The following is a 22,244-nucleotide window of genomic DNA, read 5'->3' on the forward strand; positions in this document are numbered from 1 at the left end:
CTCATTATTAATAGTAACAAAAAAAGCTATAGAAACAAGTTCTATAACTTTTTTTATTTAACCTATTTTTTTATCCGCTCTAGTTGCTGGTTGAACTTGGTTTTTCACTTTTAAAATACTAAGTCCATATCCGATAAATCCACCGATAATCGCTGGGAAGATCCAGCCTAATCCTACTTCCTGCATCGGAAGGAATTTAGTGAACACTTGGCTTACTACTTCAATGTTAACTCCAGCTGCACTTAATCCATCGAATAAGCTGATGATAAATGTTACGATTAAGCTCACTTGATAAACTTCAGCTCTTCCTTTGAATAATGAATGGAAGAATGTTAAGAAAATCAATACGATTGCTAGTGGATAAATTGCTGTTAATACTGGAACAGAAACTGCGATTAACTGTGTTAATCCTACATTTGCAACAATTGCACTAAATACACATAGCGTGATTGCAATTGCTTTGTAAGGAACATTTGGGAATAACTTATGGAAGAATGAAGAACATGCTGATACAAGTCCCACACTAGTTGTTAAACAAGCTACTGTAATCATTAATCCTAATAATACTCCGCCATATGATCCGAAATAGTAGTTAGAAACTTTCGCTAATACTTCTCCGCCGTTCTCTAAATGTCCAAGCTTTGCAACACTTGAAGCACCCATATAAGAAAGTGCTGTATAGATAATTGCTAAAATAGATGCTGCAATAATTGTCGCTTTTGCACAAACGACCATAATTTGTGTTTTCGTTTTCGCACCTTTTTCTTTAATAGCATTGATGATGATAATCCCGAATACGAATGATGCGAGCGTATCCATCGTTAAGTATCCTTCTTGGAATCCTTTAAAGAATGCATGTGATGTATAAGCTTCCACTGGTGCTTGCATATCTCCAATCGGATGTATAAAAGCAACGATTACTAAAATACCGATGAAAGTCAACTTAATTGGCGTTAAAATTTTTCCAACAATATCGACAATTTTCGCGGGATTTAGCGAAAAAAAACAAGTGATGCTAAAGAATATAATTGTGAAAAGAATTAAAGGTGTAGAACCTACTCCCTCTGGCATAAACGGCTTAAGACCAATTTCATAAGAAACATTTCCTGTTCTCGGTATTGCAAATAACGGACCAATCGCTAAGTATAAAACTGTTGTAAACACAATCCCAAACACTGGGTGAGCACGACTAGCTAACGACTGCAAATCATCTTTACCTGAAAAACCAAATGCTAGCACACCTAGTAATGGTAATCCAACACCAGTTACTAAAAATCCAGCGTTAGCAATCCATACATTCTCTCCTGCTGATTGACCAAGCATCGCTGGGAAAATTAAATTTCCCGCTCCAAAAAATAGTGCAAATAACATTAATCCAATAACTACTATGAACGAAAACGGTACTTTATTCGCCATAATATAACCCCCATTCAAGTTTCCTTATCTCATTTTCCAATTTTAACTAATTGAATTTTCTGAATATTTAATTTAATTATCAACTATTCTTGAACTCATTATAGTTTGCTATATAATATTTTGCAATACTATTTTCGAACTTTTCTTTTATTTTATAAATATACATTTTTTAACATGAAAAATAGACTAAAAAACCAACATGGTCATCCATGTTGGTTTTTCCATTTACTATCATGAATTAAAATTTTGCTGCTACTTTTTTAACGTTTTCTAGACCTTCTTCAACAATTTGTTGTGAACGATCTGGATATTGATTGTGTCCTTCAATTACAACTGTCTCTGGATTTGTAATTCCCCAGAATCCAAATACCGTTGTTACGTAATTAACTGCCATTTCCATAGGAGCCATTTGCTCTGAAGAGTAATCTGAACCACGAGCACCTAACACAACTACTTTTTTACCACCAACTAAACCTTCTGGGCCATTTGCTGTATATTTAAACGTTTTTCCAGCTTGAGATAAGTATGAAATATATGTGATTAATGGCGCTGGTACTGTAAAGTTCCATAATGGGAATGCAAATACAACCTTATCAGCTTCTAAAAACTGATTTAAATATTGATCTACTGTAGCAACTGCCTTCTCTTCTTCAGCAGTTAACTCCATGCCTTGGCTACGTTTATATCCACCTGAAATCGCGATATTTCCGTAATAAGGAAGATCTAATGCAAATAAATCTAATTCCGTAATTTCTGTATTTGGATTTGCTTCTTTATAAGTACTTACAAATGTTTCATACATTTTTGAACTAACTGCTTGCTCCGCTGGACGATCGTTTGCTTTTACAAATAATACTTTTGACATTTTTTTATTCCCCTCTACATTCGTATTTTCTTCTTTTTTACCAAATAATGAGCTAAATAGTCCCATTTTCTTCACCTAATCTTTCTTTTCATATTCATTATTCATCATCATAAAAATTCTTATTCTAAGAAAAAGTTCCAATAGATACCTTAAGTTACGCTATCACAACTTTTTGTTATTTAATTACCTTATGTAAGTGATTGTAATATAGTCACTTACTTTAGTCAAGTAACTTTTAATAAAAAAATAAAATCTCAAATTAAAAATATTAACTAAAATACAATTGAACACCAAATACATCTTTATTACTTGTATAATAAACTTTGAGAGGAAAATTCATATATAGAAAGGATTTATTCATGAGCACTATAGAAAAGCTTCAAACTTTTATTATTCTTTTTGCTGTTACATGCGGCATCGTACTCGGACAATTTAATATGATACATACGTATTCAGACAAATTTATTGTCCCCTTCTTATTTTTCATGCTATATGGATTATTCCTCAGCATTCCATTAAAAGAAATAAAAAACGGATTTCGCAATTTAAAATTTGCTGGAACAAGTCTTACTATTAACTTCTTATGGACACCTTTACTCGCTTGGGGGTTAGGAGCACTATTTCTTTCCGATCATCCAGCACTTTGGGTTGGATTTATAATGTTAATGGTTACTCCATGTACAGATTGGTACTTAATCTTTACTGAAATAGCGAAAGGTAATGTAGCACTTTCTACTGCAATTTTACCTGTAAATTTAATTTTGCAAGTACTGCTCCTTCCCATTTATTTATTTTTATTTGCTGGTGTCATGAAAACTGTAGCGATTTCTGTTTTAGTAGAAAGTATTGTTATCGTAATCGTCTTACCATTTATACTTGCACACGCTACAAAGTTCATTATGAATAAAATGAAAAAAGCTGAAACTCTCGAGAATAAACTCATTCCGTTTTTCAGCTCTGCTCAAATTATATTTTTAAGTTTAGCAATAGTAGCGATGTTTGCATCACAAGGTAAATATTTACTGCAAAATATGAATGTCGTTTTATTATTACTCGTTCCTGTTCTATTGTTCTTCATCATTAATTTTTTACTAGGACAATTTATCGGGCGCATGATGCATTTATCTTACAAAGATACAGTAAGTCTAAGCTTAACAACGTTAGCAAGAAACTCACCTGTTGCACTCGCTATCGCTGTGACCGCTTTTCCAGACGAACCTCTTATCGCACTTGCACTCGTTATTGGACCATTGATTGAGTTACCGGTACTAGCTTGTGTGTCACAAGTTTTGTTGCTTATTAAGAAAAAACGGCAATATGCATAATAAAAAACGTCCCATTTTGGGACGTTTTTTATTATGGAAAGACTACATACAACACTTACTTCTTATTTATCAATACAAATGAAATTACCGAAACTACAAACGTAATAATACCAATTATAAATTGATCGGCTCTAAAAATTTTATATGTTATAGAGAATTAACTTTTCGTTACATTAACAGATCCTTTCTAATTAAAAATGATAGGAAACGTAAATATAACGAAAGCTGCCCAAAGTCCGTATATTGGCAAATACTTCGTAACGGCATCTTGGATAGCTTTTGGTCCTGATTTATTTTGCAAGAAACGCATATAGGAAAACATAATCCAAATTAAATTTGCCCAGACCAGTATGTTTACACCTAAAACAGCAAGTCTATTAGGTGTAATCCCGTAAGAAGAAAGTCTGAATACTATGGCTGACAATGCGACAGTGTCAATAATAAGCGCCAGAACAATTAAGGAAAAATTTATATAATCTGAAATGTTCTTTTTCTCGTCCGAGTCACTCTCAACGATAGAAAATATAGTAACAGCCAATACGCCAAGCAGTATTCCGTTGAAGGCCATTAGGAAATTGCGATCCAAGAATGGATTTTTCCCGACCCAAATTACCGTTATAAGATAGATAAGCAAGGTAATCAGGACGAGAGGACTAAAAATTTTAGATATATATGGTGTAATATTTTTAGCAAGCTTAAGATTCATTGATACTAAGTATGCAGTCACAATAGCGAGAGCCGCTGCTCCAAATAAAACAACATTACTAAAATAGAATTCTCCTATATCTAAGTCAACAAAGCTAAATAAACGCATGGTGAATACCGCAAGTATCATTCCGCTCACTGCCATGCTCCCGTAGAGAAGACAATATTCTAAATTAAATTTAATATAGGCTAATCTTGTACTGCCTTTTGAATATTCATTTCCTGTAAATGCAAGCCCTACTAAGACCCATAAAAATATAGGAAGATGTAAATAAGCAAGTATGGTACTGTCTTTATAATTTACTGGCAGCGTATTAAGATAATACCCGGAAATTAGGAACAACGCTGCAAGGGAATAAATAATACTTTTTTTCGGAGTATTATTGTAAACAAAATAAGCAGCAATAAAGGGAATTACACCAAAAGCCAAATTAATTGGAGCAATTGCTTCCTGCTCAACAAAGTGGAAAATGATTCTAGTGCTTATGCCGGCCAAAATAGCTAAAAGGCCCATGAATAAGAAACCATTTTGAAACAAAGATGTTTTTTCTTTATTTACCTTCTCCTTGAAATGCAACCTTTCATACCAAGCAGCTAGAACCTGAGAATCAGGTTTTTGGTCCCATGCTTGTGAGAATGATTTTTTAAAAGCTTTCGGATCTTTTCTATACATCTTCTCCAACTCATGAGGGTTATCCATATTTTCGATAATCAAATTTTGATTGTTCATAATTTTACCTCCTCTAATAAAAAACAGCTTTGTTACCTTTCTATAAAAAGCATCTCACTGATTTATTATGATAATGATTTTAATACACAATTTATTGTTTTACAATAAATAATTATCAATTATAAAGATTTTTTTATTGTATATTTCATTTCAAACAAAAATATATAGTACTACTTATTCAAAAAAATATCCTATAGAATAGACTTTTTTAAGCGTCTATTCTATAGGATATTTTTTAATTATCATATTTTTATTTGTTAAAACAACTTAATTCTCAAACACAAAATTAATCTTATTATCTTTCCACTCTAACTTCGCATCAAATGTTTTCTCGCCCTTTTTAAAGCCTTTAATTAAATCGGTCTTTTCACCTTTTAATAGCTTTGTCATATTCTTTTGCGAAATTGTTTTACTTAATATTTTCTTCGAGATGGTAAAGTCACATTGTGTCGTGTTGTAATTAGAACAGCCGTAAAACGTTGACTTATCAATTACATCGCCATCACATTTTTTACAGCTACCAACCTTTTTACCTGTTGTAAATTTCGATCCTTTTCGCTCAATCGATTCAACATGCAATCCAGTAAAGTCCCATTTCTCTGACATTTCCACTGCATCTTCAATAATTTTAGCTGATAGCTTTTTCGTCTGTTCCATAAATGTAGCTGGTGAAGCTGTACCTTCACCAATTTCCGCAAGACGTTGTTCCCATTTCGCAGTCATTTCTGGTGAAGCTAGTATTTTGTCACCAATTGCGGTAATTAATACTTTTCCTTTATCAGTTGCATACACTTGGTTTTTCTTTACATCTATATACTTACGGTCTTTCAGCATCGTAATAATACCTGCGCGAGTCGCTTCCGTACCTAAACCTTCTGTTTTCTTTAATACTTTCTCCAGCTCTTCATTCTCTAAATACTTACCAGCTGTTTTCATTAACGTAATAAGTTGTCCTTCTGTATAGCGCTTCGGTGGCTGTGTTTTTCCTTCTTTCACTTTCACCTTTACAACTTTTCCTTCTTCGCCTTCAGCTACAATTGGAAGAATGGTTTCGTCATCTTTATCGTCTTGGAAAATAACTTTACGCCAACCTTCTTGAATTTGCTGTTTTCCTTTTGAAATGAATTCAGCACGTTCATCTACAAGCGTAATGATTGTTGTATAGTCAAAGATTGCAACTTCATAATGAGCTGCAATAAGCCTTCTTACGATCATATCGTATATTTTCTTTTCATCACCTGATAGTCTGCTTGGGTTTGTAACTTGCTCTGTCGGAATAATTGCGTAGTGATCTGTTACTTTCTTTTCATTTACATAACGCTTGTTATTCATAATGGATTCAACCGGAGCCGGTAATAAGCCTTTATATTCATCAAACTGACTTAACTTCTGTAAAATATCAGGGAACGTCGCTGCTTCTCCTTGTGTAACATAGTTAGAATCTGAACGTGGATAAGAAACAATCCCTTTTTGATATAGTGCTTGCGTTATATCAAGCGTCTTTTTCGGTGAAAACTTAAAGGCTTTATTTGCCGTTGCTTGCAGTGATGATAAGTTAAATAAAAGCGGCGGCTGAAACTCTTTACGCTCCGTTTTCATTTCCTTCACAACAGCCGGTTTCCCTTGGCAAAATGCCGCAATTTTATTCGCCATATCAGGGTCTTTTAAGCGGGATTCATTATCCTTTTCCCATTTCCCGTCATATTTCTTTCCCTCTATATTAAAGGTTGCAAACACTTCCCAGAAAGGCTCTGGCTTAAAGTTTTCAATTTCTTTCTCTCGCTTTACAATCAATGCTAACGTTGGTGTTTGGACACGACCAGCAGAAAATACATCATTCATTCCTTTTTTCTTTAACAAAATACTAAAGACACGTGATGCATTCATACCAACAACCCAGTCAGCGCAAGATCTTGTGTATGCTTCGTAATACGTATTAATTGTATCTGATTCATCAAGTAGATTTTTAAATCCTTGGTAAATAGCTTGCTTCGTTAAAGATGAAATCCATAGACGTTTCATCGGCTTTTGCACGTTACAAAGATTAATAATATTTCGTACGATCAGTTCCCCTTCACGCCCAGCATCTCCTGCGTGAATGATTTCTGTTACCTGTGGATTATGTAACAGCTGTTTCACAACGTTAAATTGCTTATACTTTGACTTTGTTACTTCAAATTGAAATCGTTCAGGAATCATCGGTAACGTATCAAGTGACCATTTTTTCCACTCTGCGTGATAATGCTCTGGATTACATAACTGCGTCAAATGACCAATTGCCCATGTACAGTACGCTCCATTTGGAAATAACTCATTCGCTTCTACTTCTAAATATCCATCTTTCCGGCGATATTTAAACTGTGAAACAAGAGCCAACCCTTGATCTGGTTTCTCGGCAATAATTAATTTCATTTTATAACTCCCTATCTGTATTCCAGTGTTACTTTCATTGTCTATATGTTTAGAAGCGATGATAAAACAACAATCTTATTTATCATTCGCGGTTTGTCTCGCAAATGGGAGACCTATAATATTATACGCTTATTCTTTATGGCTTCACAATAGAAACTCATAATATAACAATTTCTTTCACATGCTTACAATTAAAAAAGACGCCCTAAAAAATCAAACGTCTCTTTGCCTACATCTATGAAATTGTGCAGATAATATGCAGATATAAATTATTATAAGTACACATATGATGAAATGAACGATAGGACAAGGAGGTATCATAATGTTTGCTTATACGTTAACTACCTTAACACTTTGCTGTACCTCAATTCTTATTACATCCAATATTTCTAAACGTAAGGGTACCCTAATGGAGTATATGGTATTTATTATGTCTTTTAGTATGAGTATCGGTTTAAGTATTGGTTTTTATTTAGGCATTCTCTTTAAGGGGGAATTACTATATTCTACTTTACTTGCTATTTTAATTAGTGGTTTTATCGGTTTTTTAGTGGGTCTACGTTTTCACCTATATACTGCTTTAGAAGGAATGTTTTCTGGATTAATGGCAAGTATGATGGGAGCAATGATTACAGAAATGTTAAATGCTCAACAAGCTCATAGTATATTGTTCATTAGCCTTTTACTTACTATAACAATAACTATGTCATGTATGATTCAGTTTTTATCAGAAAGTTTTTCTGCTGTTATTCAGCGACGTTTTCCATTATTACTCTCAATTGGTGTAGTAATTATCCTGACTATATTTGTAACGTTCCCAGAGCATATCCCGCCCACCTCTTCCACAGAAGAACAACATAAACATTAACAACTATAATCGATCCCCTCTACTATTTCATCATAGTAGAGGGGATCGATTTCATTATTTTTATTTCTTAACAGACAAATATAAAAACACTTTGAATTGTTAGTTCAAAACTTCTAAATCTATGAAATTCTCTTTGCTTGAGAAAATATACTATTCCAGGTTGAAATAATAAAGCGAAACTTTAATCAGTAGGGGTTTTGTTCATCCCCACTGATTATCAGCCCTCACCAATCGGGCTTTTACGGGCAGTTGATCCCCAACCTAACTTCTTCGCTTTCGCTGAATTTTGAGACGTGGGGCTTACTGCCCGTTAGTGCGGGATAAATTTTCAATTAACCAATATATATTTTTGGATCCATAGCATTGCTCTTCTTTGCATTCCATTCACCTTTATGGATTTCAAAATGTAAGTGCTGTCCTTCAGATTGTCCTGTATTCCCCATTATGCCAATTTGTTGTCCTTGCTTCACTTTTTGACCAGCAGAAACAGGACGACTCTTTAAATGAGCATATACAGTCGTATATGTTTGTCCGTTAATATTGTGAGAAATAAACACAACATTACCATAGCTTGTAGAATAATAAGAGCGAGTGATTACCCCCTCTGCGGCAGCAACAACCGGCACTGTTCCTGAAGCAGCAATATCTAATCCATGATGCATTTTCCCACCACGTTTCTCAAATCTAGAAGTATATCTTCCTGCAGCTGGTTGAATAAAGTCATTTGTTTTATTTACCTCTTGGGATTGCCGCCACTTCTCTGCATCAGTCTCACTTGTTTTTGATAAAAATTCACTTGATACATAACCGTTTTTACCGTTGTAATTAATTTTCAACCAGCCATTTTGTTCAAATAGAACCTGTACTTTTATTCCTTTTGATAATGCACCAATTACACCATGATTTGTACCAGCGCCGTTTCTTACATTTAACACGTTTACGTTAACATAGTAGTCACCAACTGTTGCCCCAGTAGATAGATTACTAGTTTCAGGTTTTGATGGTGTACCTCCTTTAACGAATTTTACATATTCACTACTTACATAACCAGTTCTTCCATTATGATTAATTTTCAACCAGCCATTTTCAACGCCAGTTACTTGCAATATTCGTCCGTTTAATACACCACCAATTACACTATGGTAAGTAGCAGGGCCCGTGCGAACACGTAAAGAAGTAGCGTTTACAATGTATGTGCCGTCAGTTTGAACCGTAACATTCTTTTGTTGTTCATTTGTTTGGTCTACATTTGCATTAGAACCACTCTTTGAAATATAATCTTTACTAATATAAGCAGTTTGTCCACTATAGTTAATTTTGACCCAATCTTGAATTTCACCAGTTACTTGAACAACTTGTCCTTTATGTATAGAGCCTAAAATTGCATGGGAAGTACTTGGACCTGTACGTACGCGGAGAGAAGATACGTTAACTTTGTAATTGCCACTCGCTACTTGAACTTTTCCATTGTTATTGTCGCTTCCATTTGAACTACCGTCTATTACAAATTGACTGCTTACATAACCTACTTCTCCATTATGATTAATTTTTAACCAACCGTTTTCTTCTCCAATAACTTGTAAAGCTTTCCCTTCATATACGCGCCCCATTATTGCACTAGACGTATTTGGCTGTGTGCGAACACGTAATACATTAGCAGTTACAGTTTTACTACGACTCATGCTTACATTTGTCTTCGCTGATACATTATTTCCCGAAACAAATTCACTACTTACATAGCCAGTTTTTCCTTTATGATTAATTTTCAGCCAACTGTTTTCTTCTCCAATAACTTGTAAAACTTCTCCTTCATACACGCGTCCCATTATTGCACTAGACATATTTGGTTGTGTGCGGACACGTAGAGCATTTGTATTTACTGTTACTTGATTTTCATATTTTACTACATCAGTCGTTTGCTCATGCTTCGTGTCTTTTGGTATAACAGTATTTTTCGCTTGAGCAGTACTAATAAATACACTTCCTGTAACAGAAGCTACTGCTACACTAGCTAAAATCTTTTTCATAAGTACAAAACACCTTCCTATAAACACATTCAAGTATTATTATATTTTTCCCACTTAAACCATTCAGCAAAATTATTCTTTTACTTCCCATATTAAATTTCTAATCATTCACAATAATCTATATCTAGTAATAAAAGAAATTTAAATTCATAACACTCTGAAAATCCTCTCATTCTTTCAATCGAACACTACACAATGTAGTTTTAATTACCAAAAAAATAATCACCTATAATTAATACTACAAAAATAAAAAAATCATAATTGAATCCTTCTTCATTTAACTCATAATTTTGCTTGAATATCTGACTTCTCCTTTCACACTACGAATTGTAGTATAAAATAAAAGAAAGGTCAAATATAAGTATTCAATCTTGTGGAACTACAATATAATACAATAAATTTATCCACTTCTAATCAAAAACCACCATGTTTTTTAATTCTTAAATAACAAAAAACATTCTCACCTTGTAAACTCTTTCTACAGGATAACCTTCTCGTATTATCTAAACTTTTATAAAAATAATATTCCCAATTCACAACATGACATATAAAAGCAGCAACCTATTAAGATAACTGCTTTCATCATTAATAAACTACATGATTTTCACATTATTCTGGTTTATTAGGAATATTAGGGTTTGGAACATAACCAGATTCATAATCTGTATAGTTCACTTCCGTTACCATCCCTGCTGAAGCATGATGTAGGTCGTGACAGTGGAACATCCACTCACCAGGATTGTCTGCTACAAAGGCTACTTCATATTCTTCTCCTGGCCTCAAATTCAATGTGTCTTTAACAATCGGAGAACCTTCTATCGGTTTTCCATCTTTACTCAACACCTGGAAGAAATGACCATGTAAATGCATTGGGTGATCATCCATTTTAGAACGATTTACCAACTTCACTTTTACTAAATCACCCTTTTTTACTTGAATTGGGTCAATATCCGGAAATACCTTTCCGTTAATTGTATATACCATTTCATTTCCATTCATTTGCGTATTTAAGTCCATATTATATGTGGCAGTATACTCTTGATTTAACGGGAAACTTCCTAATTTTTTAGTACCATATTTCATGATATCTACTTTCGGTAATTTTTCTTTTTCGTCTGCTTTATCTTTCATCTCTTTGCTGCCATCATATTCAATAACAGCTTTCATTCCTTTTGCACCTTTATTTTTCGAATGGTCTTCAACATACCATTTCCCAGTTTTATTAGCAGTAAATTCAATATCATAACGTTCACCCGGTGCGATTGAAATTACTTTATCCTTTATAACTTTTGGATCATTTATTGGTTGACCATCTGTCGCAATTACTTTTATATCATGACCGTGAACATGTATATCATGTGATAGATAACCAGCATTAACGAGTCGAAGACGAACTTTATCTCCCTTATTCACTTTCAATGGCACTACTAAATCACCGCTTTTTCCATTGATTGTGAATAAATCATACATACTCATATCATGACCTTCCATCTTCATATTTCCATGGTCCATTCCCGCCATATTGCCAGAGTCTTTTTGATCACTGCCCATGTCCATACCAGAATGAGCCATGCCGTTCTTATCATCATTCTTTTCCTCATTTTCATTACCTTTAGATTTATTACCTATTTGCCCTTTTGTCATTTCTTTTAACTGCTTATTCATTTCTTCTTTATCTGTAACCCATTCATCCAACATTAATGTGTAATCTTTATCATATTTTTCCTTTGTATCTTCTACAATGAGCGCTCCATACAAACCTCTATCTAATTGATTTACAGAATCTTGATGCGAGTGATACCAGTACGTTCCTGGTACGTTCGCTTCAAATTCGTAAGTGAAACTTTTTCCTGGTTCAACTGCATCTTGTGTCACGCCTGGAATTCCATCCATGTTATTTGGGACAGGATATCCATGCCAATGAATAGATACTGGTGCAGATAATTCATTTTTTAATGTCACTTTCACCTTTTCACCTTTTTTCACCCGAATTTCTGGACCAGGTGATGAGCCATTAAATGTCCAGACTGGAACAATAACACCGTTACCTAACTTTTGCTTTTCTTCTTTCGCCACTAAAGTAACTTCTGGTCCTTTTTCAACCTTCAATGGTTTTGTAGCTGTTTCAGCCTGTATTGTTTTTTTATCTTTCATATTTTTATGATCATTTGTTGTATTTGTGGCCAAAGAACATGCAGCAATTAAAAATATTACAGAGACCGTAACAGCTGTTAATACAAATCGCTTCATGGAAAATCCCTCCTTTTTCTTTTTCAAAATCATTATAGAACTTGATTTTCAAGAAAATAAGGAGATGTAATTAGATAATACGTAAGCTAATTGGAAGATTACTAAAAGCGGAGACATTACAAGAGGCGAATATTTTAAAAGTATAAAATACTTCCCTTGTAGCGACTATATTAGCCGTTCTCATATTTATTTTGACGTTATTTCTTAAGAAACAATAACACTGCTATTATTAAATAAGAAAAATGTAGCTAAAATGCTCTTCACAAAAGAACTTAGATTTTTGTATAATAAGAACTAATGTTCCTCACAAGGAAACAATGGACTCAAATTACACAAATATATCAAATAGAAGAGGATTGATATACGATGAAAATTGATAGACCAAAAATTTCACCAGAGTTATCTTCAAAGAATTTTCAAGATATTTTTTATGAAGAAGATCCAACATTGGAAGTGTGTGAAATTATAGACTCCACTTTCGAAAATGAATCTGTAGATAGAGTGCGATTATATGATGCGGTGATAAAAAACTGTAAGTTTACTAATACAGACTTTAGCAATATTGATATTACAGATGTTTGTTTTGAAAACTGTGATCTATCAAATGTTAATTTAAGCAATTCTTCTGTTCACAGAGTCGAATTTAAAAACAGTAAATTAATCGGAGTAAATTTCACAGAATCTAGCTTAGGAAATGTTAAATTTGAGAATTCAATTTTGAATTTAGCGGCATTTGGAAATTCCAAACTAGAAAAAATCATCTTCAATGAAACTTCATTAAATAATGCAGATTTTTTTGACTGTAAACTTAAAAAAGTTGAATTCCAATTATGTAGTCTTGATGAAGCTAATTTTGATCAGACATCACTGAAGGGGATAGATATTAGTTCTTCTACCTTTGATACACTTACAGTTTCAGTGAACGATTTAAGAGGATGTAAAGTATCAACATATCAAGCTGTTCAGTTTGCTACTTTATTAGGATTAATAATTAAAGATTAGTATTTCGAAGAAAAGAACCCTATCCCGAATCATGGATTTTTTAATTGTCCACGATTCGAGATAAAGTTCAAATAAATTAGTGATGACTCTTTTATTATTTAACTACAGCTTGGTTTCCTTTTACATGTTCATTATTTACACTCATAAATTCTTCAATTTCTTCAACTTCCCTAATGATATCTTTTGACAAGTTTTCATACCCGTCTTTCGTTACAAGAATGTCATCTTCAATACGAATTCCAATTGATTCTCCTTCAATATAAAGACCAGGTTCAATTGTTATAACCATACCTTCTTCTAACACTCTATCTTTATATGTTCCTACATCATGTGTATCTAAACCAAGGAAATGGCTGACACCATGATAATAGTATTTTGATAACTCTTCATCTTCTTGAATTAAACCGATTGCTTTACACTCTTCTACCAGTACCTTTTTTGTATGCTCATTTAATGCAGCGAACTTTAATCCTGGCTTAATAAGTGCTGTTGTTTCTTTTAATGCTTTTAATACAATATTATAAATTTGTTTTTGACGACTAGAGAATATTCCATTTGCCGGGAATGTATAACTAATATCAGCGTTATAGTATTCTTTTTGAGCACCTAAATCTAGTAATACTAAGTCACCATTTTGAATTTGTGCATCATTATCTTCATAATGAAGAACTGTAGCATTTTTCCCACTCGCCAAAATTGTATTGAACGCATGGTACTTAATTCCAGATGACTTCAGTGTAAAATCAAATTGTGCTTCTAATTCATACTCCATCATGCCTGCTTTTGCATGCTTAAGTACGTTGTAAATACCGTCTTTCGTTATAGCAATCGCTTCTTTAATAATTTCAATTTCTTCCTCTGTTTTAAATACTCGTAATTCACAAATGTTCGGATATACATTACCAATTGTTACGTGTGGGTATTTTTCTCTTACATGTTTAGCAAATGCTAATGTTTTTGTCTCCGTACCATTCCAATCACGACGTTCTATATCTAAATATAGATGCTTCGCATTTTCTGTAAAAAGTATATTTGACATTGTCTTTTCAAAGCTATCTAAATATACAACTTTCTTTATACCTGAAATTTTCTCTGCTTCTTCGTTAGAAACTGTTTTACCGACCCATTTTTCCATTACTGGATCTGACTTTTCAATGAAAAGTGTTTCTTCAACACTACTTCCAACCTTTTTCAGCATAAAAATAACATTTGGTTCATCGATGCCCGTTAAGTAGTAAAAATTACGATTCGGTACAAATTTATAATGTGCATCAGCTGACATATGCGGTGCTTGTCCCGCAAATAATATCGTAATAGATCCCTCTGGTAATGTGTTTGCTAATCGTTCTCTATTTTGAGCAAAAAATGTTGATTTCATAATAATCCCCCTAGTGTTCTATGTATGCTTGTGAAACTAATCATCAATACAATTCATTCTATTATTGTTATAATTTTTCGTCAATTAATAGTACTCATAGCCAAAGGAGAATTTTCATTACTAAGGTCCCTTCCACGCTAAATTATGCATACCACTCCACAATTTCTTGACATTTATTCCATATACTTAAAATCACGTATATAGGAAAGGGGCCTACAAATTTGAAACATTATGTAGCAACAGGGTTAGCAATTACTTCTTTATTAATAATTTCAGGATGTTCTAGCAACGTCGAAACAGCACCAGTTAAGAAAGGAACGGCGCAATCTCAACCAAAAAATACAAAAACAGCAAATACGAATCCGCAAGACTTCTATAAAGAAATTACATCTGGAAAAATCGAGCACATTCATGGAATTGGCTATGCAGGAAATATGCCAGGTGTTTCTATTGCCACTCATAGCGGGATAAAAGTTTATCAAGATGGCAAATGGTTTGAAACTAAGACTGAGCTACATGATTATATGGGATTTCAGGCAACGAAGAACGGATTCTTTGCCAGCGGTCACCCTGAACCAGGTGCAAATTTAAAAAACCCTTTAGGATTATTGAAAAGTTCTGATGGTGGTAATACTCTTGAAAAGCTAGCATTTTACGGAGAATCTGATTTTCATAACCTTGCTGTCGGATATAATACAGAAGCAATTTATTTATACAATGAGCGTCCAAATTCTAAATTACAACAAGGTTTTTATTTCAGTACGAACAACGGACAAGATTGGGAAAATAGTAAGTTAAAAGGTCTTTCAAGTATGATTCATTCCTTTTCCGTACATCCGAATCAATCTAGTGTAGTCGCAGTAAGTGCCAAAGACGGTGTTTACTTATCTACAGATTACGGAAATACGTTTGAAATATTCGCTAAATCACTTGAATCGACCGCAATTACATTAAGTAATGAAGATGTTATTTACGCGCCTATCAATAAGCAAATCGTAACGAAGAAATCAATTGCTACAAATGAGGAGACAAACATACAAATTCCACCTTTAGATCCTAAAGATACAATTATGTATATATCACAAAACCCTCAAAATTCAGCTGAAATTGTATTTGCTACAATGAAAGCAAATGTGTTCCTTTCTACGGATGAGGGTAATACGTGGAAGCAGATTGCTAATGAAGGAACATTCCAATTTAAGTAGAAGGGTGAATATAACGTGTTTTCAACAATTAGTGAATGGAGCTATCAACTCATGTCTCCTTTAATGGATGCCGCGAATGCTACGAAATCTGTACCTCTTTTATTTTCGTTTTTATTAGGCATAGTAGGTACCCTTGCTCCTTGCCAATTAACAGGAAACATTAGTGCTATTACACTTTATAGCAACCAATCTTTACAAAAGGAACATGTATGGAAACATATACTTTTATTCATTTTAGGAAAAATAATGGCTTTTACGACGCTTGGACTATTAGTATGGTTTTTAGGAAAAGAGATTCAGCAAATATTGACTTTGTATTTTCCATGGTTACGAAAAATGATGGGACCTCTATTAATTTTAATGGGGCTACTGTTGTCAGGTATTATAAAAAGAAGATATTTCTTCTCGATTAAATTTATACGAAATCAAAATGAAGTTGGTTCATTTTTACTCGGATTCTTCTTTTCCTTAGCTTTTTGTCCGACTATGTTCGTTCTATTTTTTGGAACGTTAATCCCTTTATCTTTATCATTTAATTACGGGTACTTGTTTCCAACGTTCTTTTCGATAGGAACTGCTCTTCCTATCGTCGTATTAATGTCCTTCATCTCCTATCTGGGATTAAACGGGGCATTACTAAAGAAGAGCAGGAAAATAGGAAATAGCATTCAGCGTATAGCTGGTTTTCTCCTTATTTTAATCGGATTTTATGATACTGCTCTTTATTGGTAATACATACAAAAGATAAGCTCTAGTGAAATGAGCTTATCTTTTGTAATATTATATTCATTTTTTCTTTTGCTGTAGTTGAGCTAATAAGTTCTTAACAAACGCGAGAAACAGCGGGTCATTCTCTTTTTTAGGTGACCATTGCATAATAAGTTGTCGTGGAATTGTAATTTCTATCGGCTGTACAATGAAGTCATGAATAATTTGCTTATGTAGTCCTGATAACGGAACGATTGTTATGCCATTAACTTGTATAGTAAGTGCTAATGCTGAACTAATTGATTCTGACTCCATCACTTTATTAACTGTTATTTCATTTTTCATCAAATACGGTTCGAGCACTTCTTTGCAACCAGAAAGCGGCATAATAAAAGGATAATTTTTTATATCATTAATAGTAAGGTTAGGCGGAACTTTTTTTGAAGAAACCATAACATACGGATCTTCACCAATGACATCATAATGAAATCCTTGTATTAAATTTTCTTTTATAGAAATAGAAAAATCTGCACTACCTGATGATAGCCAATCTAACACTTCTTGATAGCTTCCTTCTCGAACTGCAAGTACATATTGACTATGATCAATATTCCCTAGTTGAATACACTCCGCCAAACAATATACAGTAACGGAAGGATACGTAGCTAGTACAATTTTATACAAGCTTTTATTTTTCAACTGGAAAGCTGTTTCCTCAAGTTTTTCATACTCCATTAGAAGTCGATTCACACCAACTAAAAATTCTTTGCCATTTTCAGTTAGAATCGTTCCTTGTCTAGAGCGATCAAATAACGTTATAGCATATCGTTTCTCTAATTTGTTAATAATATGGGTTATTGCTGGCTGTGTCATATGTAATTCCTTTGCTGCCAGACTAATACTATTTAAACGAGCCACATATGTAAAGACTTTAAAATCAAAAACATTCATTCTGTTCTCCTTATATAAAATATATTTATATCATCTATAAATAACCTTCATTATATTTATGAAACCACTTCATTTACACTGAGTATACATCATCAATATTACAAATAGATGAAACTTATATACCCTAGAGGAGTGTTGATTAAATGAGTACTTACATTTTAGTACATGGAGCATGGCAAGGTGAATGGGCATGGGAATTAGTAAAACCTCAACTAGAGGCTTTAGGTCACACTGTTATTACACTAGACTTACCTGGAAGTGGGAAAGATACAACTCCTTCACAAAATATAACGTTAGATTCCTATGTTGATGCAGTAACAGCTAATATAAATCAACAAAATGAAAAGGTTATTCTTGTTGGACATAGTATGGGTGGAATCGTTATTACTCAAACTGCTGAACTTATACCAAATAAAATCGATAAATTAGTATATCTTTGTGCCTTTTTACCACAAAACGGAGAAAGTCTTGGTAGTAAATTAGACGGAGAAGATGGCCCGCAATTCACTATAAATGAAAATGACTTGACTGCTGAACTTATACCTAATCTAATTGAACAAACATTTTTAAATGCTACAGAAGACGGTTCTATTAAAGAAGCATCTTTTAATCAAATGCGTCCTCAACCACTAGGACCCTTCCAACAAGAGCTGAAAATATCTGAAGAAAACTTTGGAGCCATAGATCGCATTTATATTGAAACGACTCTAGATAGAGCGATTCCAATTGATTTTCAGCGCCGAATGAATACAGAAACACCTTGCAAGAAAATTATTACTTTAGAAGCTGATCATTCTCCATTTTTCTCTAAAGCATCGGAACTTGTTCATTACTTAAATGAATTAAACTAAATTTTTCATAAAATAAATAGACACTCACAGGTGTCTATTTATTTTACTAATTAAAAGCTATCTTTACTCTATCTACATTGCCATGCCCTTTTGCTTCATCTCCCACTTTTTATACAGTAGTACTGCACCAAATAAAAATACTCCCGCAACAAATGAAGCTACTGGTAACATCTTTATCATTCCATCTGGAAATACGAGCGGCAATAATGGAAATGCATACACTGCTGGAACACGTACACCAACAATTTTTAATAAAATAAGCATTAATATCATATTTAATAAAGTGACTACAATCCATGAATCAATCGCAAAGTACAATATTGTTCCAACAGTTGCAGATGCAGTTAATACGACTATTTGTTTAAAAGCCATTTTTTCATTGTACATCGGCTTTTGAAGTGATTCATACACGACAACTAATATTGGTGGAATAACTGCTAATTGTTCATAACCAGTTATCCAACATAAACTGATCCACACAAAGTTTAGTATTAGAAATACAATCATATACTTATACTGTATATTCACTTTTCGCTCCAGACCACTGTTCAATTTAAATATAAGTACACCAACCATTAATATAAATGTTAAAGCGCAGACCGCGATAACAAATGACCATTCCGTCGCATTTGTTACTAATGGTAATAAACCTGTCGCAATTGATGGTGCTAAATTGGATTGAATTACACGCAAAAACAGCATCATGAATACAAGCGTTAAACTTACTTTCCCTAAATAAGCAATATCCATTTGATTCACCATAAAACCAATCACAGCTGTTATTGAAGGTGCAATGAAGATTTTTTCTGGTTGCCTTAACCATCCTGGCTCACGATACGCCCATAAAGCAATTGCCATCGCTGCTATTTCCGGCAGAATGACTTCTGGATCATTTAATAACACACCCGCTGTTACCATGGCTAAAATAAATAAAATAGCAATCGTATATGAGATGATTGTTTCTTTCTTTGAAATTACTGCATTCATTATTACATACTCCTTTGTGCTCATTTCTTTCATAATGTAAAACAACAATTTTATACCCTACTACGGTATTGTATATTAACATCTTTTCTATTTCAAGTATTAGTAGTCATTTACATTCTCTCTCACCCCATACACTTACAAAACAAGGCATTTTATAGACATTGACACTTATTAAAAGATAGGTTAAAATAACTATACATTAGTAAGTAGCTAATGTAATTAAATCTAACTAGAGGTGAAACAAATGAAAAATATTTTATTCCGTATTAACGAATTGTCCAAAAAAGAAAAAGCAACTGGATTAACAGTTGATGAAAAACAAGAACAACAAATGTTGCGTCAAAACTATACACAAACATTTCGTGGAAGCTTAGATTCCATTTTATTAAACACAAAAATTGTTGATCAAAATGGTCTTAACGTTACACCAGCCGCATTACAAGATGCTCAAATACGTTTAAAATTAAGCAAATGAGTTCCGCGCTAAAGAATTTTAATAAAACATAAACAGAGCTGGATTTCCTATATAGAAATTCCAGCTCTGTTTATTGTCTTTTCTAATTTAGTAAACGAGCGATACATCGCAATTCTCCACGACACAATCATCGCAAATGCAAGTAAGAAAAACATTCCGCTTAACTCTGCCAAATCAATTGATTGGCTTAAATATGACTTTAATGCCACGCGTACAGCTAATAAGCATACTAAAATAAATATGAATGCTTTTGACGGTTTCATAAATATATGTTCGCCTTTTATTTCGAACTTAGTTGTTTTAATAAGAAAAATAGAAAAGATAAGCCCTATACTAATTGCCTCGACTATTTCTAACGATGTTAATCGAAACTCTGGTAAAAAGTACATCATCCCGCCTGTACTCATAAAAATTGGCGGCAATATAATTTTCTTTTTCGTTACCGGCTTTTTCGCTGCTTTAAAACGTAGAAACATTACCCCAACAGCCATACAAACTGCTACGACACTTGATAAAAGTGCTATCATACTTTCCACTCCTATCTATTTAAATGACTTTTTTAACAAAATCATAAACCAAACGAGCCCGATACTTATAATAACATGACCTAATCCAGCCATATGGCTTAAACCGTAAAAGTCAGTTCCATTTACTTGTAGAAGACCTCTCCATAGCATTGTAGCAATAGTAAAGATTACTCCTACATTATAAACAACAAACCATGCACAAAAGCTCTTTGTTTCTTGTACATGAAACACTTTACATAAAGCTAAAGCAATTAAAAAGAATACAAAACCGAGCACTAATACATGTGTATGCACTAATTGCAACATTGTGGATCCTTTAATTCCTTGTGCTTTCGTATACTCTCTTGCAAATACACCTGATAATAAACCAATAATTAAATAAATAAATGCCGCATTATATAATTTCTTCATTCTATTCCTCCTGTTGTAAACTTTCTATATTCGCTGCAATCATTTTACGGAAAGTTTATGAACGGAATATGAATAAAATATTACATCCTATTTTCAAATAAAAAGCCATTTTGTTTATATTGGTTTACCCATTTCAAAATTACGGTGTCTCTTATACCAATAGCTTTACTAATTTCTCGGTAACTTTCATTTCCGTTCAAATAACGTTGAACGATGTATATTTTTTCATCAGTTGTGAATTTAACCATAGAAAAACTGCACCTCCAATTGTTAGACTGTGTCTAACAATTGGAGGTGCAGTTCAGTTTTTAATGGTGGGATGCTCTTTTATAATTTATTCATTATTGATTATTTTCCATCCTGTAAGTTTCTAGCTTAATTTAAACCATTGCTTCAGTTTCTATAATTACTAAAATTACCCTTTTCTCATAACCGTCTAATATTCCTAAAATTTCCGGGATTTTTGAGTTCATGCGGTTAAGCCCTCTCAATTATTTTAGAACTTAACTAATCTTAGTTTGTAACTCCATTCCAAACATCGACATCATTATCATCTAAAATGGCTTTGATTTTATCTTTCTCAAAAACTACCAGATATTCATAAGGTAAGGCTAAAACTTGAATAATTGAAGGTCTAATTTTTAGTAGCTGATATGCGTAATATACTTCTAATTCACCGTCAGTTTCTTCTGTTTCATCGACAGGACCGATATACCAACCAGAATCACCTTTGTCACAATCCCTAGCTCTTTGTAAATAAACCTCATCTAGTTGTAACACATTTTTTGAAGTCACTATTTTATCGCTAAACTTTATTGTTTCACCGTCAATATTTAACTGACGTAAACAATGTACTTGTTCTAATTGCACCCATAAAGCAATTGTTAGATCATCTGTAGTATCCTTAAATGGATTTTTTGTATAATCTGGGGCAATAATATGATACCCATCTTCACGTTTGGATAGAACAAAAATAGACCAACCAACTTGCATAGAAAATCTATCAACTAATTTGTTATCTTCTACTTTAGTTAGCAAATACAATAACTTTTCTATCTGGGGGCCTAAATGTTCTTCTGCTGTAGCTATTATCTTTTTACCACCTATATTTTTAACTATTGTTTTCAATGGATTGTAACCTCTCTTTTATT

General features: G+C 33.2%; 19 protein-coding genes and 1 pseudogene. 7 read left to right on the plus strand and 13 right to left on the minus strand.

Annotated features, from left to right (window positions below; translation table 11 throughout):
- Positions 1-57 precede the first annotated feature (57 nt).
- Both brnQ and GBN91_RS06385 read right to left on the minus strand, forming a co-directional pair.
- Entirely contained in the window at positions 58-1,416 is a 1,359-nt protein-coding gene (brnQ, locus tag GBN91_RS06380) for a branched-chain amino acid transport system II carrier protein (protein WP_001284786.1), read from the minus strand.
- Between the two features lie 238 nt (positions 1,417-1,654).
- Positions 1,655-2,347: an FMN-dependent NADH-azoreductase gene (locus tag GBN91_RS06385; RefSeq protein WP_152121331.1), complete on the minus strand. Its 693-nt coding sequence runs from the start codon at positions 2,345-2,347 to the stop codon at positions 1,655-1,657.
- Between the two features lie 293 nt (positions 2,348-2,640).
- Here GBN91_RS06385 and GBN91_RS06390 point away from each other — a divergent pair, with 293 nt between their 5' ends.
- Positions 2,641-3,606, plus strand: coding sequence for an arsenic resistance protein (locus GBN91_RS06390; protein ID WP_000103825.1), 966 nt, complete (start codon positions 2,641-2,643; stop codon positions 3,604-3,606).
- Between the two features lie 187 nt (positions 3,607-3,793).
- Here the strand turns inward: GBN91_RS06390 and GBN91_RS06395 are convergent, their stop codons facing one another.
- Entirely contained in the window at positions 3,794-5,041 is a 1,248-nt protein-coding gene (locus GBN91_RS06395; RefSeq protein ID WP_001064721.1) for a DUF4153 domain-containing protein, read from the minus strand.
- Between the two features lie 267 nt (positions 5,042-5,308).
- Positions 5,309-7,453, minus strand: coding sequence for a DNA topoisomerase III (gene topB, locus GBN91_RS06400; RefSeq protein WP_152121332.1), 2,145 nt, complete (start codon positions 7,451-7,453; stop codon positions 5,309-5,311).
- 322 nt (positions 7,454-7,775) lie between these two features.
- Here topB and GBN91_RS06410 point away from each other — a divergent pair, with 322 nt between their 5' ends.
- Positions 7,776-8,321: a hypothetical protein gene (locus GBN91_RS06410; RefSeq protein ID WP_025710121.1), complete on the plus strand. Its 546-nt coding sequence runs from the start codon at positions 7,776-7,778 to the stop codon at positions 8,319-8,321.
- Between the two features lie 332 nt (positions 8,322-8,653).
- On the opposite strand, the gene GBN91_RS06420 is transcribed toward GBN91_RS06410, so the two are convergent.
- Together GBN91_RS06420 and GBN91_RS06425 are read right to left on the minus strand one after the other, a co-directional pair.
- The gene (locus GBN91_RS06420; RefSeq protein ID WP_049107641.1) at positions 8,654-10,348 is read right to left on the minus strand and encodes an SH3 domain-containing protein; all 1,695 of its coding nucleotides are present in this window, start codon (positions 10,346-10,348) and stop codon (positions 8,654-8,656) included.
- Positions 10,349-10,957: 609 nt separating this feature from the next.
- Complete coding sequence (locus GBN91_RS06425) at positions 10,958-12,598, minus strand: multicopper oxidase family protein (RefSeq protein ID WP_016122305.1); 1,641 nt, start codon at positions 12,596-12,598, stop codon at positions 10,958-10,960.
- Positions 12,599-12,964: 366 nt separating this feature from the next.
- On the opposite strand from GBN91_RS06425, the gene GBN91_RS06430 reads away from it, so the two are divergent.
- Positions 12,965-13,600 (plus strand): pentapeptide repeat-containing protein, encoded by a 636-nt coding sequence (locus GBN91_RS06430; RefSeq protein WP_000687270.1) that lies wholly within the window; start codon positions 12,965-12,967, stop codon positions 13,598-13,600.
- A gap of 94 nt (positions 13,601-13,694) precedes the next feature.
- Here GBN91_RS06430 and GBN91_RS06435 read toward each other — a convergent pair whose 3' ends face one another.
- Complete coding sequence (locus tag GBN91_RS06435; protein ID WP_152121333.1) at positions 13,695-14,978, minus strand: aminopeptidase P family protein; 1,284 nt, start codon at positions 14,976-14,978, stop codon at positions 13,695-13,697.
- Positions 14,979-15,199: 221 nt separating this feature from the next.
- Here GBN91_RS06435 and GBN91_RS06440 point away from each other — a divergent pair, with 221 nt between their 5' ends.
- Together GBN91_RS06440 and GBN91_RS06445 are read left to right on the plus strand one after the other, a co-directional pair.
- The gene (locus GBN91_RS06440) at positions 15,200-16,183 is read left to right on the plus strand and encodes a F510_1955 family glycosylhydrolase (RefSeq protein ID WP_152121334.1); all 984 of its coding nucleotides are present in this window, start codon (positions 15,200-15,202) and stop codon (positions 16,181-16,183) included.
- A 15-nt stretch (positions 16,184-16,198) separates the two neighbouring features.
- The gene (locus GBN91_RS06445; RefSeq protein ID WP_000493100.1) at positions 16,199-16,915 is read left to right on the plus strand and encodes an urease accessory protein UreH domain-containing protein; all 717 of its coding nucleotides are present in this window, start codon (positions 16,199-16,201) and stop codon (positions 16,913-16,915) included.
- Between the two features lie 54 nt (positions 16,916-16,969).
- On the opposite strand, the gene GBN91_RS06450 is transcribed toward GBN91_RS06445, so the two are convergent.
- A complete protein-coding gene (locus tag GBN91_RS06450) occupies positions 16,970-17,842 on the minus strand; it encodes a LysR family transcriptional regulator (protein ID WP_001100328.1) in 873 nt (290 codons plus the stop codon).
- A gap of 143 nt (positions 17,843-17,985) precedes the next feature.
- Here GBN91_RS06450 and GBN91_RS06455 point away from each other — a divergent pair, with 143 nt between their 5' ends.
- Positions 17,986-18,693: an alpha/beta fold hydrolase gene (locus GBN91_RS06455; RefSeq protein WP_000109163.1), complete on the plus strand. Its 708-nt coding sequence runs from the start codon at positions 17,986-17,988 to the stop codon at positions 18,691-18,693.
- A 72-nt stretch (positions 18,694-18,765) separates the two neighbouring features.
- Here GBN91_RS06455 and GBN91_RS06460 read toward each other — a convergent pair whose 3' ends face one another.
- Complete coding sequence (locus GBN91_RS06460) at positions 18,766-19,680, minus strand: hypothetical protein (protein WP_152121335.1); 915 nt, start codon at positions 19,678-19,680, stop codon at positions 18,766-18,768.
- A 244-nt stretch (positions 19,681-19,924) separates the two neighbouring features.
- On the opposite strand from GBN91_RS06460, the gene GBN91_RS06465 reads away from it, so the two are divergent.
- Complete coding sequence (locus tag GBN91_RS06465) at positions 19,925-20,155, plus strand: DUF896 domain-containing protein (RefSeq protein WP_000789783.1); 231 nt, start codon at positions 19,925-19,927, stop codon at positions 20,153-20,155.
- A gap of 47 nt (positions 20,156-20,202) precedes the next feature.
- Here GBN91_RS06465 and GBN91_RS06470 read toward each other — a convergent pair whose 3' ends face one another.
- From GBN91_RS06470 to GBN91_RS06485, 4 genes and pseudogenes are all read right to left on the minus strand, one after another.
- Positions 20,203-20,682 (minus strand): CcdC family protein, encoded by a 480-nt coding sequence (locus tag GBN91_RS06470; RefSeq protein WP_152121336.1) that lies wholly within the window; start codon positions 20,680-20,682, stop codon positions 20,203-20,205.
- A 15-nt stretch (positions 20,683-20,697) separates the two neighbouring features.
- Positions 20,698-21,093: a DUF2871 domain-containing protein gene (locus GBN91_RS06475; protein ID WP_000737876.1), complete on the minus strand. Its 396-nt coding sequence runs from the start codon at positions 21,091-21,093 to the stop codon at positions 20,698-20,700.
- Positions 21,094-21,197: 104 nt separating this feature from the next.
- A pseudogene (locus GBN91_RS06480) lies at positions 21,198-21,341 on the minus strand (transposase); the annotation flags it as partial.
- A 265-nt stretch (positions 21,342-21,606) separates the two neighbouring features.
- The gene (locus GBN91_RS06485) at positions 21,607-22,221 is read right to left on the minus strand and encodes an immunity protein Imm33 domain-containing protein (protein ID WP_006919945.1); all 615 of its coding nucleotides are present in this window, start codon (positions 22,219-22,221) and stop codon (positions 21,607-21,609) included.
- Positions 22,222-22,244 lie beyond the last annotated feature (23 nt).

It is taken from the genome of Bacillus sp. B1-WWTP-T-0.5-Post-4 (assembly GCF_009183795.1).
Lineage (GTDB): Bacteria > Bacillota > Bacilli > Bacillales > Bacillaceae_G > Bacillus_A > Bacillus_A cereus.